Below are 15,403 nucleotides of genomic sequence, written 5' to 3'. Positions count from 1 at the left end.
CGTTTCCGCTTGGCTTCGGCTCCCGCGCAGCCAGGAGATTTCCAAACCAAAGACGGCAGCCCTCGGAGGAGGACTGCCGTCTCGTATTCCATGTATCCAAAAGGTGGATTAACTCGATTCTCGACCCATGCGTTTCCTGGAAAGGATTCGAAAACCGACGATCGCAAACGCTCCCAGAAACCCGATGTATTGAGTGGAGTCAGGTACCTGCTCGACGGATATGCGGGCGATCTGATCGCCTGCGAACAGGTTGTTCGACAGGTTCGTTCCGGTGGCGAGGGACCTCCCCGAGAAATTGTCCAACCCCTCTTGGCCTAGAAGGGAGATAGAGCTGCCAGTCGTATCGGTGCTGATGCCTCCGAGCGCGGAAAGCGGAGCGCCGAGGAAATCGTTTTCCTCCGTTCCAGCATCCCATATGTCGGAACCGAAAAGGTTGATTTCGAATCCATCCTGGAACTCCCCGAAAATACTGAAAAGTTCGAATTGGGACGGCGACGGGTTGCCGAAGAAAATGTCGTTCGAAGGAACGAGCATCGTGGCGAAGCTGAGGTATCGATTGAGGGATGGGTCCAATTCGATCGTGAAGGATTGGGATTCGCCCGGCGCGAACAGGACGCCCGGGGGAGCTCCACTTCCATCTTGAAGAAGGACGCGTGACTTGCTGCCGGAAACGTTAGAGATACTGGACACGAGGCCACTTGCATCTCCTCCCTCGGCGAGCGCTTCGATGCTGTCGGGGGCAGACAGGCCTGAATCGAACGTATCGTAAGACCCGTCGTGGAATCCGAAGAACACGGGCGTGAACCAGAGCCCGTCGGGCTGGCTCACGTTCTCGACGTTTACTCGGACCGTTAAGGCATGAGCGCTGATTCCGGCCAATGTGAATGCGATAGCGATGCCGCGTATAGCGACACGACTAAGATAGTTTAGCTGTGTATTCATTATTACATTTATGAGACAAGGTTTTTAGACCGGTCGTTAAGGAGGGCATCTTTGCCCGGCGCCGCGTTTCCATACGGATAAGCTCTCTTGTTGGCTCAAATAAAAATAAAATTTGTTCAAGGCGGGATAGAGCGAAGAAAGAAGGAGGCTGTTATGCAGCCTTTTGGAGGCTGGCACGTATTGTAGTGTATCTAAAAATACAGTACAAATGAAGAAAAGAACGATAATCTATACGGCCCTAGCTGTTGCAGTAGGGCATAGTAACTTAATAGCGGAACAATACTCCGCTCAGCTATCTGGAGGCCCCAAGTTGAGGGAGGGAATCGCCGCCAGCGCTACGCTTCCACTTTATTCCGGTTCGCCAGCGTATGCCCGCCAGCACTCGGAAATAGTCGCGAAGGGCAAGGGGCGCAAGCCTTCCAGGATCGTCGAGGTCAGCCAAGGACAGAGAGGTGGCCGACCTCGGAAAGAACGGTGCGCGCCGCGAACAAACGGAGGCAGTGCCAACCCGAAAACACGCTCCCGTATGGGTTCCTAGAATACGATATCAGAAATCATGGAACAGACATTGCTTGTAATAAACGCCAGCGCGCGATCATCTCGTTCGCTTTCTCGAAGGCTGACCCAGCGTTTTGCTGATGCTTGGCTTTCGAGACTACCGAATAGCGAGGTTATTCATCGCGATTTAGCGGAGAATCCTCCGCCTCACGTAACGGAGGATTGGATTGCGGCTGTCTTTACGGCGCCCGAAAAGCGAACTGACGAGATGAAGCGAATCCTGGCATGGTCCGACGAGGCGATTGCTCAGATAGATGCGGCTGATATAATAGTTCTCGGTGTCCCGATGTATAATTATGGAATGCCCAGTGCACTGAAAGCGTGGTTCGACCAGGTTATTCGCATTGGCAAGACTTTCACTTTCAATCTAGCGCGCGGAGACTATCCTTTAGAGCCAATCATGAGCGGTAAGAAGCTCGTCGTTTTAAGCTCGCGAGGAGAGTTCGGCTTTGGGCCTGGAGGAATTCGCGAGCAAGTGAATCATTTAGATCCGCACATCGCAACCTGCGCTCACTACATCGGAGTTGCGAGGAATTCCATCGAAACGATATCCATAGAGTATCAGGAATTCGGTGACAACAGGCACCGTCAATCTTGCAGGGATGCCGAAAGTCAAATTGACGATCTTGTATCCGACTTAGCGCGAGAATCCGAATAAACCGAACTGCTGGCCTTTGGTGAGCTGCTCGAAGAGTTCAGGGTCTTTCAAAAATTCGGCTGCATCCTTTGATAGGTCACTCAGGGAATTAGAAAATGCTTTCAGCCTGTTGATCTCGAGCTGAATTCGGTTACGTTGGAGAACAAGAAAATCGATTTCCTTTTGACAACTTTCGACCGACTTCAGGTCCATGGTTTTGAGCGAAGTATGGATCATGTCGTTGCGTTCCTTGATCAGCTTGCGGACGCGATCCATCCATTCCGCTTTCGCTTTCTCTTCAGCGGGATGCGAAAGTTGAATTCGAATTTTAAATGGTTGGATTTATCGCCAGCTTGGATTGGGTCCAACTCAGATACGACCTCTTCGAAAAAGCGGGTCGATATCCCGCCAGAGTTTGTTGGTCGGTCTGAGGCTGTTTAGCGGAATTGAGAGTTGCTTCTATTTTGGATTTGGCGACCAGGTCTTTCAGTAGCAGTTCGAAGAGTTGGAATCGCAGCAAGTTTCGACCGATCTCTTGGCAGAGGCGGTCGTGAGCCTTATCCAATTCAACTGATTCCAACTTTCATATCGGTCACGCCCGGCCCGTTTATGGTTTTGCGGTCGGAGGGGTAGGTGCAATTTTGGAAATCGGGCTCGGGGCTGTACACGGTATCAAGGTGCCCATGGAGCAGGACGCGCGGAGTCTGCGGTCGTTCCTGCTTCCTGAGCAAGGCGAGCAGGGACTGGCTTTGCGGATCTCGTAGGACTCCCGCGTCGACAGGAAGCTGGGAGTCGAGGGTATCGGTTAAGGTTTGGGCGGCTTGCTCGAGACACGCGGGGTTGTGTGAGCCTGAATTGAGGTTTGCCCATTTGATGAGCTGCTCTTCTAGTTCGGAGCGATATCTGCCCGTGCCTTTTGGCAGGCGAGGTGTTCGCTGAAAGTCGCCTTGTCGCAATGGCGGATCATCGCCCCAGCTTTCCCACAGTCAAATTTGCGCGACAAGCTTAAGCGGTCGCGAGGAGAGGTGTTTACAGCTTAAGTTGTATGTTTGGCTTCTAGCTCCCGGACTAGCTATCTGTATGATTGGAGTTCGCCTACGAGATACTCCACAGGAACGCAGTGCGTTTCCAAGTATTAAGGGGAGTAGTTTCTAGGGCACTTAGGATGAATTGAGGAGAACCTGGTTTTTCCACTCCGATTGTACGAATCTATTCGAGGTGGAAGGATTCGGACATTAGATCTCCAAACTTGAAGTGACGACCCCGAAAGGGAAGGTTTTGTGGTGATAGGAGCGGCAGAGTTGGGCAAGGCTTGGTTTCTGTCGGCTATCCGGGGCCGCATGGCTTTTGTGAGTGCCTTTACCTTAGAGGGTGAAATCTATTTGGTTTGATGACTGCGTTTTCGGTCCAATGGATGGTGGAACGTCAAAGGTTGGTGCTGCAATTTCTTTATTCGGACTTTGTCCAAAGCCTCGCATTGCCACTTTCGCTACACGTCGGCAAGCTTTGCTCGTTGTGGTGACCTCTGGTATCTGGAAATGAAAAGACTGAAGGTGGTATTTCCTTCGGTTTGGTGGTGGAATCTAGAAGATCCGGACATCGCTTAAAAGAGGTGTCGATCGGTGTTGTTTTCATTACTTTGAATGAAAAGAAGATTGCCTATTGTGGTAGTTTAAGTTACTGTCAGTGAGTAACTTAAATGGTGGGAGATCCGAGGCTCGATCATAGCGTTGATAAGCAATGGTTTAAAAGTAGGGAAGGTGTCGGAAGGTGTTTTTAGTCGGCAGAAAAAATATTCGTCGATGCGAGGCTACATCCAGAGCCTTGCGGGCCTCCTCTGACGTTTCTTCAGGCAATTAGCTTTAAGGTGATAGCGTAGGCTGCCATGGTCGCGAGGCTGGAAAAGGCTAGGGAGGGCCAGAAGTTGAGGCCTCTTTGGAGGAGGATCGGTAGGAGGATGAAGAAAGCTAAGGATGGCAGCACGAGCCAGAAGATGTCTTTGCTGAGATCGAAGATTTGAGTGGTATCCTTTTTTTCTGTGTAGATCCAGATGATCGACAGCAGCGAAACGAGAGGCAGCGATGCGAGGGTTGCCGCCCAAATGCTGGAGCGTTTTGAAATCTCGGAGATCACGGCGATGAGAATCGCTGAAGTGAAGACTTTGGTGAGAAAATAAATCACGGTGAGTCGGGGCTGATTATTTCAGATAAAAGCCGCTCCCGGCTTATCGGGAACGGCTTTGAACTTTTTCTTAGCTCGCGGCGGCTTGCTTGCCGAAGCGGGCGTAGAGGCTGGGAACGACGACCATGTTGAGGAAGGTCGAGGTGATTAGGCCTCCGAGGATGACGATGGCCATGGGAGCTTCGAGCTCCTTGCCGGGTTCCCCGACGCCGAGGGCGAGCGGGATGAGGGCGAGAGCGGCGGTCAATGCCGTCATGAGGATCGGGTTGAGCCTTTCAAGCGAGCCTTGCTTCACGGCTTCGGCCAAGGGCTTCCCTTCGCTCATGAGCGTCTGGTAATGCGAGATGAGCAGGATGCCGTTTCTCGCCGCGATGCCGAAGAGCGTGATGAAGCCGACGAGCGAGGCGATGCTCACGATCCCGTCCGTCAACTGCACTGCCCAAACGCCGCCGATCAGGGCGAGCGGTAGGTTGACCAAGGCGAAGAGCGTGTCGCGGACGTTGCCGAACTGATAGTAGAGTATCAGGAATATGGCGACGAGTGACACGAGCGAAAGAATCCCGATGGCGCGACTGGCGGCTTGCTCGCTTTCGAACTGGCCGCCGTATTCGACGTAGTAGCCTGCGGGAAACGTCACGTTGTTGCCAACGCGATTTTGGATGTCGGCGATGACGCTGCCGAGATCGCGTCCGGCGACGTTGGCTTGCACGACGAGCTTGCGTTGGGCGTTTTCGCGGCCGATCTGGTTTGGCCCCATGTCGTATTCAACTTGAGCAAACTCAGAGAGCGGCAGCATGTCCCCGCCTGGCGTATTCACCAGAGCGTTACGGATCGTCTCGATACTGTCGCGGCTGGAGCGCTCGTAACGGACGACGATGTCGAAGGCTTTTTGCCCTTCGAGAACGCGTCCGGCGACTTCGCCGTTGAAGGCCACGTCTATCATTTCGCCGAGTTGGCCGGAGGTCACGCCGTGCAGGGCCATGGCTTCGCGGTCGAAGCGGATGGCGATTTGCGGGGTGTTGACCATGGGCTCGACGGCGAGGTCGACGATTCCGGAGACTTGCTCCATCTCGCCTTCGACGAGACCGGCGACGCGACGCAGCTCATCGAGTTCAGGCCCGAAGAGCTTGACGGCAATGCTGGCTCGCGTGCCGGAGAGCATATGGTCGATGCGGTGGCTGATCGGCTGACCAACAGTGAACTGGGCTCCTGCGATTCTGGCCAAGGCTTGCCGCGCTTCTTCCATGGCGACTTCCCGGTCGACGGCTTCGATATCGAGCACAACTTCCATCTCGCCCGCGTTGACCGGCTGGGCGTGCTCGTCGAGTTCGGCGCGTCCGGTGCGGCGCTGCACACTGAGCACGCCGTCCACTTCTAGGATCGCCTTTTCCACCATACGTCCGAGTTCGTCCGACTCGTCGAGCGAGGTGCCTGGAGCGGTGACGTAGCTGATCGTTAGGGCTCCTTCGTTGAACTCAGGCAGGAAAGAGCGCCCCAGAAACGGAGCGATGGCGAGGGCGCTGACGAAAAGAGCCAGCGAAGCGAGAATCGAAAGCCACGGCGCTGCGAGAGCGATGTCCAAGGTTTTTCGATACATGGGCTTGAGCAGTCCGGCGAGCCACCCTTCGCTTTCCTTGCTAATGTTTCGGGCGGAAGGAAGCATCAAGGCGGCGAGCACGGGCGTCACCGTCAAGGCGATGACCAAGCTCGCGAAGATGGAGATGATATAGGCAAATCCCATCGGCTGCAGCAATCGTCCTTCGACTCCGCTCAGGAAGAACAAAGGCAGGAAGACGATGGTGATGATGAGCGTGGCGCTGACCATCGGCTTTCGAATCTCCTTGGACGCTTGCAGGACGACCGCGTTGACGGGCTGCTTCTTTTCCGGAGGCAGGCGGTGGTTTTCGCGTAGGCGGCGAAACACGTTTTCCACGTCGATAATCGCGTCATCCACGAGGGCACCGATGGCAATGCCGATGCCGCCGAGCGACATGGTGTTGAGCGAGACGCCCATCCAACGGAAGACGAGAAAGGTAGCCGCGATGGAGAGCGGAATCGCAAGGACCGAGATGAGCGTGATGCGGAAGTTTCCAAGGAAGAGAAACAGGATCACCACCACTAGGATCGCCCCGTCTCGCAAGGCTTCCAGCACGTTGGCGACGGCTACGTTGATGAAGTCGGCTTGGCGAAAGGAGTCTTGTTGGATAACGACACCTTCGGGCAAAGACTTCTGGATATCGGCCAAGGCGGTTTCGATGCCTTCGGTTAGGGTCAGGGTGTTCGAACCTGGTTGCTTCGTTATCGAGAGCACGACAGCGGGTTCGCCGTTGGCGGAGGCCGTGCCGAAACTTAGCCCGGGGCCAACTTCGACGGTAGCAATGTCTTCCATGAGAATGGAGGCTTGTCCTTGTCTAGCCACTACGGACCGCGCGATCTGGTCGACGGTGTAGGCGCGGCCGAGTCCGCGGATCTGGTACTCTTTGCCTTTTGAGCGCAAGACGCCGCCGCTGGCGTTTTCCGAAGCTTCGGTTGCCGCGTGGTAGGCTTGCTCGAGCGTGATGCCGTAGGTGGCGAGGCGTTCGGGATCGATGTTGATCTGGTACTCCTTGACCTTGCCGCCGATAGGCACGACTTGAGCGATGCCGGGAACGGCTAGTAAGCGACGGCGAATCGACCAGTCAGCCAGCGTGCGTAGTTCCATCTCAGATACATTTTCTCCGTCCGCGTACAGACCGATGAGCATGATCTCGCCCATGATCGAAGCCATGGGAGCCATGACCGGTTTGGGAATGTCAGGCGGCAAGGCGCCGAGGGCGGCCTGCAGTTTTTCCGATACGATTTGCCGGGCGGCGTAGACGTCCATTTCCCAGTCGAATTCCACGTGCACGATGCTGATCCCCGGAGCGGAAAAGGAGCGAACGCGGCGAACGCCGGTGGCGCCGTTGACGGCGGATTCCAGCGGAAAGGTTACGAGGGCTTCGACCTGCTCGGGAGCCATGCCGTGGGCTTCGGTGAGAAGCGTGACGGTCGGCGCGTTGAGGTCGGGGAATACGTCGATAGGAAGTCGGAAAGCGGTGAAGAAACCGCCCGCCAGCAGAGCTATCGCGGCGATGAGCACGAGGGCTCGGTTCTTTAGCGAAAAGCCAATGATTGCGTCAAACATAGGTGCAAGGTCTCCTTAGTGCGCGTGGCCATGGCCCATTTCGCTGGTTGATAGCGTGGCGAGACGGATGAAGGTCGCACCCTTGGTCACGACTCGCTCGCCTGCTGCTATATTAGAGAGAGCTTGCACGTAGCTGCCGTCGCTGGCTCCAAGTTTTGGATACCGTTTCTCGACGGTTTCGCCTTCGGTTTGCACGTAGACGATGGGAATGCCTTCCTCCTCTTGGATCGCGGCGACCGGTACGGCCACACCTTCGCCTGCCGCTTGGCCTCCGAGCAATTGCGCGGCGACTTTGCTGCCGTCCACGAGTTGGCGGTTCGGGTTGTCGATCTGGAAACGCACGCTGGCGAGGTTGCTGCCTTTGACGGATAGCGGGGTTTGGGAGATGAGCTTGCCATTCAACTCGGACACACGATAGCTGTGCGAATTGCTGGAGCTGCGGAAGGTGGCGTCGACGATTTGGCCGAGCGTTTCGAGGCGCGATGGAAGCACGTGCGCTTCGAGCACGAGTTGGTCCGGATTGCTGATGAGCGCCAGCGCTTGCCCTGCTTCGACGCGTTGGCCGGGCTTGACGTAGATCTCGGAAATCACGCCTGCGATGGGCGATTTGGCGATGGCTCGCAAGCTCGATGGGTCGCCAAAGGCCGTTTCGCCTCCGATTTGCTGGAGTGCTGTTTTGAGGGTTTGGAGGCGGATGCTTGCTTCCTGTACCCGTCTTTCCGATACGGCGTTTTGCTTTTGCAGCGCAGTGACGCGGTCGAGCTCCGCTTGGGCGAGTTGATAGTCCTCGCTGAGCTTGGCCAGTCCCGCTTGCCAGGACGAGTCGGGCTCGATGACGAAGAGCGTGGCGTCGCGGTTGGTCTCGGCTCCGACTTCGATTGCCGCTCCGTCTTTAAGGAAGCGAACGATGCCGCTCGCTGGAGCGGGCAGGAGGGCCTCGCCCGAGCTTGGGAGCGAGAGCGTCGCGGTGGCCGCAGTCGCTTGGTAAACGGTGCGGGCTTGGACTTGCTCCAGGGCGTAGTCGATTTTCCATTGCTGTTCCTTGAGGAAGGAAATGGCGTTCGGGTCTTCGGCATCTTCCTCTTCCTCGTGAGGCGGATGGTAGCCCGGCGCGTGAACCTCAACTCCTTCGAGGATTTGCACGTCTTCAAGCTGAGAGCTTTTGAGATGCAACTCCATGCTGGCTGTATCTGCAAACGGCACTGTGATGATTGGCAGGAAAATGCCGTCTCGAGCGGGAGCGTCCTCGATTTCCGAATACGTTTGGCCGCTAGCGGAGATTAGTCTGACTTCGAGCGATCCTTTGGTGATAGGAGTGAAGTCGGAGGTTCGCGTGAGGTGGATGATGAGTTCGGTTGGAATGCCCTTAATCAAGGGCTCGTATTCCATGAATAGTTCGGACTTTTCCGTGTACTGGGTGACGGCGATAGCGGCTCCGTGTCCGTGCCCATGGTCGTCGTGGTCGTCATGCCCATCGTGGTCGTCATGTCCTGTATGATCGTCGCGCGCAGCCTGCGAGGCGCTTCCGTGATCGTGTCCGTGGTCGCCATGATCGTGTCCGTGGTCGCCGTGATCGTGTCCATGACCGCCACAGCCGGAGAGAAAGGCGAGAGTCGCAATGGATAGAGGGGCGGCGACACGAGCGTGTTTTAGTTTGAAAAATTGAATGTGTTTCATTTCGAAAATAATTGTTTTGTTTGTAGTGGTGTCGCGGTGACGCTCGCCAATTCGATGGCGGCGAGGCGGAGGTCGCGCTGCAGGTCGATCTCGTGCTCGGCGGCTTCGAGATAGGCTTCGACCGTATCCAGGTACTCGAACAGGCTTGATTCGCCCGCTTCGAAACTGGCTTCGACTGAGACGAGCAAGGCTTCGGCATTGCGGGTGACCGACAGAGTCTCCGCGAGGCGTCGCCAGTTTTCGTCGCGCGCTTTCCATTGGAGGAAGGCAGCGCTCGCTTGGGCTTCGACCTTGCGTTGGATTTGCCGGTAGGCGACTTCCGCTCGGAGCGATGCGGCGGCGGCGATGTTGCTCGCCCCCTGTTTTCGGTCGAAGATTGGCAGCTCTACGGACAGCCCGAGGTAGACGCCGTCGCGACCGATGTTGTCCTCCTTCTGCGCGGCTTCGATCGACACGTCAGGCAACCCTTCGCGTCGAGCGGCCTTTTGCTCCGCCTGTTTCCAACTGACGAGGGCTTGAGCTGCTCTTAAGTCGGGGCGGTTCTGCAGGGCGGTTTCCTTGGCTTGGGATTCGGAGCTGATGCCGCTGCCCAAGCTCGCAATCGAATTAAGCGCTGGGCTCGCAGTGGAGTCGCCGAGCAGAGCCGCAAACCGGCTGCGGATGGAGAGCTGGTCGGATTGGAGCCTGCTCTCCCCGAAGGCGTGACGAGCGATCGCCAGCTCCACGCGTTGCAGGAGCGTAGGTGGAGCGTCGCCGGTTTCGACGGACGCTGTGGCCACTGCTTTGGCTCGGTCGAGCGCGACGTGCACTGCTTCGTGTCGCTGTGATTCGAGTTGGTTGGCTTCGTACTCGACGAAGAGCGTGGCAACCTCTTGAGACAGCTGGCGACGTTGGTCCTCGATCTGGAGTTGAGCCAATTCCCCGCGCAGCTCGGCGGCTTCGACGCGGGAGGCGCGTTTCCAGATGAAGTCCAGGGGTGCGGCGATACCGAAGGTCGTTTCTCGAGAGTCCGAGGTTGCCCCCGATCCGTCCAAGGTTTCCCGCTCGTAGAATAGCGATGGGTTTGGCAGGGCGGCCGCTGCTTGGCGGTAGCTCTGAGTTTCGCGTCGGGCGGCCTCGCTGAGGTCGCCGACCTCGGCGGTTTCGATCGCTTGATCGATTGCCCGGTCGAGTGGAATATCCGCAGCATTGGCAAACGGAGTCAGCAGGAGCTGAGCGCAGGCGATGGCGGCTAGTTTAGCGCGGCGTTTGGAACGGTCTTTCCGATCCGACTCGCCACAGGTGAGCTTTTCTAAGTGCATAAAATTTGAAGCGTTGTTTCGTAATGAGAAAACAATGACAGCGATTCTTTCGGCTGTCTTTGTCGGGCGAGTTTTCGGCCGAGCTTGCTAAGCAAGCACGAGCGGCCGATCCCGTTTAGGATACGAAACGAAGCTTCAAACTGTGAGGCGAATGCAGGTGGCGAATCGCCTGAGCGGGTCGTCTAGACCCGGCGGACCTCGGGTATGGGGTTCCCAGAGAAGAGAGGTGTTGCTCGGGGCGGAAACGCTGGGCGTCCACTGTTCGATCGGCAGAAGAGTCGCTACCAAACCCGGAGCGACGCTGGCGAGCGGCTGAGCCTTTGCAAGGTCGTCGCCGGTTGAAATAGTCTCGTGCGTACAGGGCTCATGGTGTTCGCCCGAAGAGGCGTGCTGGCTGTGCTCATCCGAATGGTCGTGCCCATGGTCGTGGTGGTGACCATGTCTGTGCTTGCTGTGAGGATCGTTCCCGTGTTGGCCGTGGGAAAGCGTACCGTCGCAAAATCCCCCTGCAAATACATGAATCGGACCAGACTCATGTTTGCAAAGCTGCACGACCTGCCCCGCCGGGAAAGCGAGCAAGATGGTCAGTATTGCGGAGAACAGCCAGTTTATAGGAATGACAAGGTCGTAGGTGGGGTCACGAGCGAGGTCAAGCAGGACCGTCTCCGGGAAACCAACGGGAGCGAGCAACGATTTCTTCGGAAATCCCGCTTTATCAAAACCCAGTCGAGGAAAACGTTAAGAAGATTTCAGGCCCGCGTAGGCTTTGCAAAACTCTTGCGAACGGAGTTAAATAGGGTCGATCGCAATACCCTTGCGATTTTAGTAGGCCTCTATCCCCTGCAGATCACTCGTTTTAACGGGATTCATGCTTGAGGGGAAAGGACTCGAACTTAGGGCGGATTTTGCCCGGCTTCTCTGCGATACGCCGTGGCATTTTTTCGATTCTCGAAAAAATGGTGGGAGATCCGAGGCTCGAACTCGGGACCTCTACCATGTCAAGGTAGCGCTCTAACCAACTGAGCTAATCCCCCATTTATTTGGACTTCTGAAATTGCTCCCAGTGGCCCGAAATTTGAAGGCCAGAAGTTGGTATTGATCGAATTCTTGGGCAAGAACAAATTTCGCTAAATTTCAGGCGTGATTTTCGGGGGTAGGACAGCCAATTTCTGAAGTGTCCCTATAAACTACCGCCATGCTTCAATACCTGAAAATCACCAATCTCGCCTTGCTGGAATCCGCTTCGATTGATTTTGAAACGGGATTCACCGTGGTGACGGGGGAGACGGGCGCGGGCAAGAGTGTCTTGTTGGGTGCGTTGAGCCTGCTCTCTGGGGCTCGCACGGACAAATCGGTGATTCGCTCGGGGACGGAGCAGTGCGAGGTGGAGGCGGCCCTTTGGTTTGAGGAGTCGAAAATGATCGATTCGATGCTCGAGCGGATGGATTTGCCGTTATGCGAGGAGGGAATGCTCGTATTAAAACGTTCCTTGCACGTTTCGAAACCGTCCCGCATTTCGATAAACGGAAGCTTCGCTACCCTTACGAATTTGCAGGAGCTGGGGGAATTGTGGATCGATTTCCACGGACCGGGAGAGCCGCAGCGCCTCCTGAAGAGTGAGTGCCAGCTTGAGTTGATCGACCTTTACGGTGGGCTCGAGGATGACGCTGCGGCGTACGAGAAACGTTATCGGGAATGGCGTTCGATTTTGGGAGAGATCGAGGAACTGCAGGGAGCCTCGCAATTGGCTCCGGACCAGATCGACTTCATCAAGACGCAACTGCAGGTCATCGATGCCTTGGAGCTGTCACCCGATTCGATAGAACAACTGGAACAGGATTTTAACCGTGTTTCGGGAGCTCAAGAGCTCTTGGAACTGACTGCTGAGCTGAGCAACGGTTTGAGTGGGGATGAAGGCGCATTGAACCTGATTTCCCAATTGTCACGAGCGGCTGAACAAGCGGCGGAGCTCGACCCGAGTTTGTCTGACTTGGCCGAGCGATTGAATGGGCTGATCATCGAAACTCAGGAGTTGGGTTCGGAATATGAGCAGCTCGGTTCCTCGTTGGAGTTCGAGCCAGAGTTTGCCCAAGAGGTAACGCAGAAGATGAACGACTGGCAGGACCTGCGGCGCAAATATGGTCGTGATGTCGGCGCGGTTCTCGCAGCCCGCGACGAGATGGCGAAGCGGCTGGAGTCGCAGGGAGATATACAGGGAAGCCTAGTGCGTTTGAATGCGGAGGCTGACAAGGTCGAGAGCGATTTGAAAGGTCTCGCTTCGCGTCTCACTCAAAAACGACTGAAGGCAGGCAAAGAGCTCGCGAAGAAGGCGGAAAAGAAGCTGCTGGAGCTCGGTTTTAAGAAAGGGCGATTCGGTATCCAAATGTTGGACCAACCCAGCCTGAAGTCTCACGGAGACAGCTTGCCCGACCTTCTCTTTTCACCAAATGTGGGCGAGCCGATGAAGTCCCTTTCCGATGTAGCGTCCAGTGGCGAACTTGCACGTGTGATGTTGGCCTTGAAGACTATTCTCGCTGACGTCGATAGCGTGCCCGTGCTGGTCTTTGACGAAGTGGATGCTAATGTGGGTGGCGAGATTGGTCGCATTGTCGGCCAGAAGCTGAAAGGGATTGGAGATAACCATCAGGTAATTTGTATCACCCACCTGCCGCAGGTGGCAGCTCTTGGGAAGCAGCACTTTCTGGTGGAAAAAGACCAGAGCGGAAATCGGGCGACGGTAAAGATCCGCAGGATGGATACGGAATCCGATCAACGCGTTGAGGAGCTCGCTCGTATGTTGGGAGACCGACAAGCGAAGTCCGCCTTGTCGCATGCTCGGGAGTTGTTGGCGCTGTAGCGATGATGGGTGTCGATATCAGCTATCGCGGACGAGGTGAAACTCGTCCCTCCACGATCTCATGAAGCTTGCAGGTAAAACGGCTTTGGTCACGGGGGCGAGCCGGGGGATCGGGCGAGCGATTGCAGAGTCTTTCGCGGAGGCGGGTATTCACGTTTATGGGACGTCGAGAGATCCTGATGCAGTTGATTGGCCGAGTGGCATTTCTCCGATGCGAATGGATATTTCTAGCCCTGAGACTGTGCAGCAGGGTTGGGACGTCGCGCAGCTGCGCGAATCGCGGTTTGATATCGTTGTCAACAACGCTGGAGCAGGGGCTTTTGGCTCGTTTGCGGATTTCGATTTCGACCAATGGGAGGAACAGGTAGCGACCTTACTGCTGGGCTCCATGAAGGTGGCTCATCTTGCCCTGCAGCAGTGGACTCCGGACTGCCCGGGAACGCTTGTGAATGTGAGCTCTCTAGCGGTAGAGTATCCGATTCCTTACATGAGCGGCTATAACGTTGCGAAAGCAGGCTTGGCAGCGTTTTGCGAGTCGCTGCGGCTGGAGTGCGATTCGTCCGCGGTTCGTATATTGGAGCTTCGTCTTGGAGATGTGAATACAAGCTTCAACGAGCGAATGCAGGGAAAGGCCAAGGGAGGTCGCCAAGAGCGCGTTTGGGCTGCTATGTGTCGCCATGTGGCGAACGGGCCGAGCTCTGATCACGTGGCGGAGCAGCTCGTGAAGTATTTGCGGAACGATAGGAGTGGAGTCGTGCGGGTGGGAAGCTTTTTTCAAGCGTTCCTATCTTCCGTTTTTGGCAAATTCGTCTCGCAAGGCATAAAGCGTGCAGCCAACCTTTCGTACTACAGCTTAGGGAACGATCGATAGTGGAAGGATTGCGGATACTTGTTTTAACATCGAGTACTGGTGGCGGACACGACGCCCGTGCGACGGCTTTTCGACGCTGGGTGCGTGAACTCTACGGTTGGGAAGTGGACGTTCGAGTGGAGAGTATGTTAGAAGACTCCTCCAAGATCGCTCGCTTCGGAGTCAATTTCTACAACTTCATTCAGCGGCATGCGCCGTGGCTGCATCACCCGTACTACCTCTTGGTGGAGGGCTTGAGTTTTCTCAATAAGAACGAGGTTTCGCTGGGGCGGCATTATTACGATCAAGTATTGAGGAGCTATCGGCCGCACTTGGTCTTTAGCGTTCACGATTGTTTGAATCGAGGCTACTTTCAGCATGCTCGCAAGGTGCTGGATGGAGGCGTGCGTTGCGCGACCTATTGCTCGGAGTTTTCTGGCGGTTATGGATACAGCCGTAATTGGGTGGAGCCGACGGTGGACCTTTATATTTCGCGAACGGAGACCGCGAAGGATTACGCGGTAAAGAAGCTGAAACTCGACGCCGAGAAGATCGCGGTACGCGGACAGTTTTTGATGCCACGCATCTACCGTGAGGCGCTGACGCCGATCGAGCGGCATCGTTTCATCACGGAGCGACTCGGGCTACGATCGGATCGACGTATTGTTTTTTTAACGACAGGAGGAGCTGGGGCGAACAACCATATAGCTTTGCTGGAGATTTTGAAGCGGCACAGCGACAAGTATCAAGCGGTGGTCGTTTGCGGGAGGAATCAGAAGGTATTCTTGGAAGCATCTCGCTGGAAAGAGCAGAACCCGGACTTCAGCTGCAACATCACTGGCTACACCAACGAAATCCATCTTTACATGCAGGCGGCTGACTTCGTGGTAACGCGCGGTGGAACGACCACTTGCGCAGAGGCATTGCACTTTGAATGTCCCATCGTATTTAACGGATTCGGAGGTGTGATGCCGCAAGAGAAGCTCACCGTGAAGTATTTTATGCAGGACGATGCGGCGGTGAAAATCAGTAAAGCTGAAGATTTCGAATCGCTTTTGGCGGACTGGTTTCGCTCGAACGGCAAGTTTACGGAATTGAGGCGGAGATTTTCCAAGATGCGATTCTATGATGATCCGAGAGATACGATTCGCCTGCTGGTGGAGCTCGCTCGAGATGCGGCGAAGGGCCAGGAACGGCCCTCTTTAAAGGTTGTCGGAGATTAGGTTGCGCCTAGATT

The 15,403-nt window shown here is 55.7% G+C and carries 12 protein-coding genes and 1 tRNA gene; 4 read left to right on the top strand and 9 right to left on the bottom strand.

Annotation, left to right across the window (positions count from 1 at the left end; all coding sequences use genetic code 11):
• Positions 1-108 precede the first annotated feature (108 nt).
• Positions 109-942: a spondin domain-containing protein gene (locus tag QEH53_RS03250; protein ID WP_309021691.1), complete on the bottom strand. Its 834-nt coding sequence runs from the start codon at positions 940-942 to the stop codon at positions 109-111.
• Between the two features lie 556 nt (positions 943-1,498).
• On the opposite strand from QEH53_RS03250, the gene QEH53_RS03245 reads away from it, so the two are divergent.
• Positions 1,499-2,158 (top strand): NAD(P)H-dependent oxidoreductase, encoded by a 660-nt coding sequence (locus QEH53_RS03245; protein WP_309021690.1) that lies wholly within the window; start codon positions 1,499-1,501, stop codon positions 2,156-2,158.
• On the opposite strand, the gene QEH53_RS03240 is transcribed toward QEH53_RS03245, so the two are convergent.
• The 8 genes from QEH53_RS03240 to QEH53_RS03205 form a co-directional block, all read right to left on the bottom strand.
• Positions 2,138-2,413 carry a hypothetical protein gene (locus QEH53_RS03240; RefSeq protein WP_309021689.1) on the bottom strand — a complete coding sequence of 92 codons (276 nt, stop codon included), beginning with the start codon at positions 2,411-2,413 and terminating at the stop codon, positions 2,138-2,140. The genes QEH53_RS03245 and QEH53_RS03240 overlap by 21 nt on opposite strands.
• A 290-nt stretch (positions 2,414-2,703) precedes the next feature.
• Complete coding sequence (locus QEH53_RS03235; RefSeq protein ID WP_309021688.1) at positions 2,704-3,093, bottom strand: hypothetical protein; 390 nt, start codon at positions 3,091-3,093, stop codon at positions 2,704-2,706.
• 892 nt (positions 3,094-3,985) lie between these two features.
• Positions 3,986-4,318 (bottom strand): DUF3147 family protein, encoded by a 333-nt coding sequence (locus tag QEH53_RS03230; protein ID WP_309021687.1) that lies wholly within the window; start codon positions 4,316-4,318, stop codon positions 3,986-3,988.
• A 70-nt stretch (positions 4,319-4,388) separates the two neighbouring features.
• Positions 4,389-7,481: an efflux RND transporter permease subunit gene (locus tag QEH53_RS03225; RefSeq protein WP_309021686.1), complete on the bottom strand. Its 3,093-nt coding sequence runs from the start codon at positions 7,479-7,481 to the stop codon at positions 4,389-4,391.
• 15 nt (positions 7,482-7,496) lie between these two features.
• Complete coding sequence (locus QEH53_RS03220) at positions 7,497-9,158, bottom strand: HlyD family efflux transporter periplasmic adaptor subunit (RefSeq protein ID WP_309021685.1); 1,662 nt, start codon at positions 9,156-9,158, stop codon at positions 7,497-7,499.
• Positions 9,155-10,459, bottom strand: coding sequence for a TolC family protein (locus QEH53_RS03215; RefSeq protein WP_309021684.1), 1,305 nt, complete (start codon positions 10,457-10,459; stop codon positions 9,155-9,157). Before QEH53_RS03215 ends, QEH53_RS03220 begins: the two co-directional genes overlap by 4 nt.
• Positions 10,460-10,594: 135 nt before the next feature.
• The gene (locus QEH53_RS03210; RefSeq protein ID WP_309021683.1) at positions 10,595-11,149 is read right to left on the bottom strand and encodes a hypothetical protein; all 555 of its coding nucleotides are present in this window, start codon (positions 11,147-11,149) and stop codon (positions 10,595-10,597) included.
• 267 nt (positions 11,150-11,416) lie between these two features.
• A tRNA-Val gene (locus QEH53_RS03205) sits at positions 11,417-11,493 on the bottom strand.
• A gap of 161 nt (positions 11,494-11,654) precedes the next feature.
• Between QEH53_RS03205 and recN the strand changes: the two genes are divergently transcribed.
• From recN to QEH53_RS03190, 3 genes are all read left to right on the top strand, one after another.
• Positions 11,655-13,316, top strand: a complete 1,662-nt coding sequence (gene recN / locus QEH53_RS03200) for a DNA repair protein RecN (RefSeq protein WP_309021682.1) — start codon at positions 11,655-11,657, stop codon at positions 13,314-13,316.
• A 61-nt stretch (positions 13,317-13,377) separates the two neighbouring features.
• Positions 13,378-14,187, top strand: a complete 810-nt coding sequence (locus QEH53_RS03195) for an SDR family NAD(P)-dependent oxidoreductase (protein ID WP_309021681.1) — start codon at positions 13,378-13,380, stop codon at positions 14,185-14,187.
• Positions 14,188-14,267: 80 nt separating this feature from the next.
• A complete protein-coding gene (locus QEH53_RS03190; RefSeq protein WP_309021680.1) occupies positions 14,268-15,389 on the top strand; it encodes a glycosyltransferase in 1,122 nt (373 codons plus the stop codon).
• The last annotated feature ends 14 nt before the right edge of the window (positions 15,390-15,403 follow it).

This window comes from Pelagicoccus sp. SDUM812002 (assembly GCF_031127835.1).
Lineage (GTDB): Bacteria > Verrucomicrobiota > Verrucomicrobiia > Opitutales > Opitutaceae > Pelagicoccus.
Note: the sequence above shows the minus strand (reverse complement) of the source record. Positions and strands in the feature narration are given on the sequence as shown.

Bases quoted from the DNA above. Each gene is read 5' to 3' on its own strand.
- QEH53_RS03250 (WP_309021691.1), bottom strand. From the start codon at position 942: ATGAATACACAGCTAAACTATCTTAGTCGTGTCGCTATACGCGGCATC.
- QEH53_RS03245 (WP_309021690.1), top strand. From the start codon at position 1,499: ATGGAACAGACATTGCTTGTAATAAACGCCAGCGCGCGATCATCTCGT.
- QEH53_RS03240 (WP_309021689.1), bottom strand. From the start codon at position 2,413: ATGGATCGCGTCCGCAAGCTGATCAAGGAACGCAACGACATGATCCAT.
- QEH53_RS03225 (WP_309021686.1), bottom strand. From the start codon at position 7,481: ATGTTTGACGCAATCATTGGCTTTTCGCTAAAGAACCGAGCCCTCGTG.
- QEH53_RS03220 (WP_309021685.1), bottom strand. From the start codon at position 9,158: ATGAAACACATTCAATTTTTCAAACTAAAACACGCTCGTGTCGCCGCC.
- QEH53_RS03215 (WP_309021684.1), bottom strand. From the start codon at position 10,459: ATGCACTTAGAAAAGCTCACCTGTGGCGAGTCGGATCGGAAAGACCGT.
- recN (WP_309021682.1), top strand. From the start codon at position 11,655: ATGCTTCAATACCTGAAAATCACCAATCTCGCCTTGCTGGAATCCGCT.
- QEH53_RS03195 (WP_309021681.1), top strand. From the start codon at position 13,378: ATGAAGCTTGCAGGTAAAACGGCTTTGGTCACGGGGGCGAGCCGGGGG.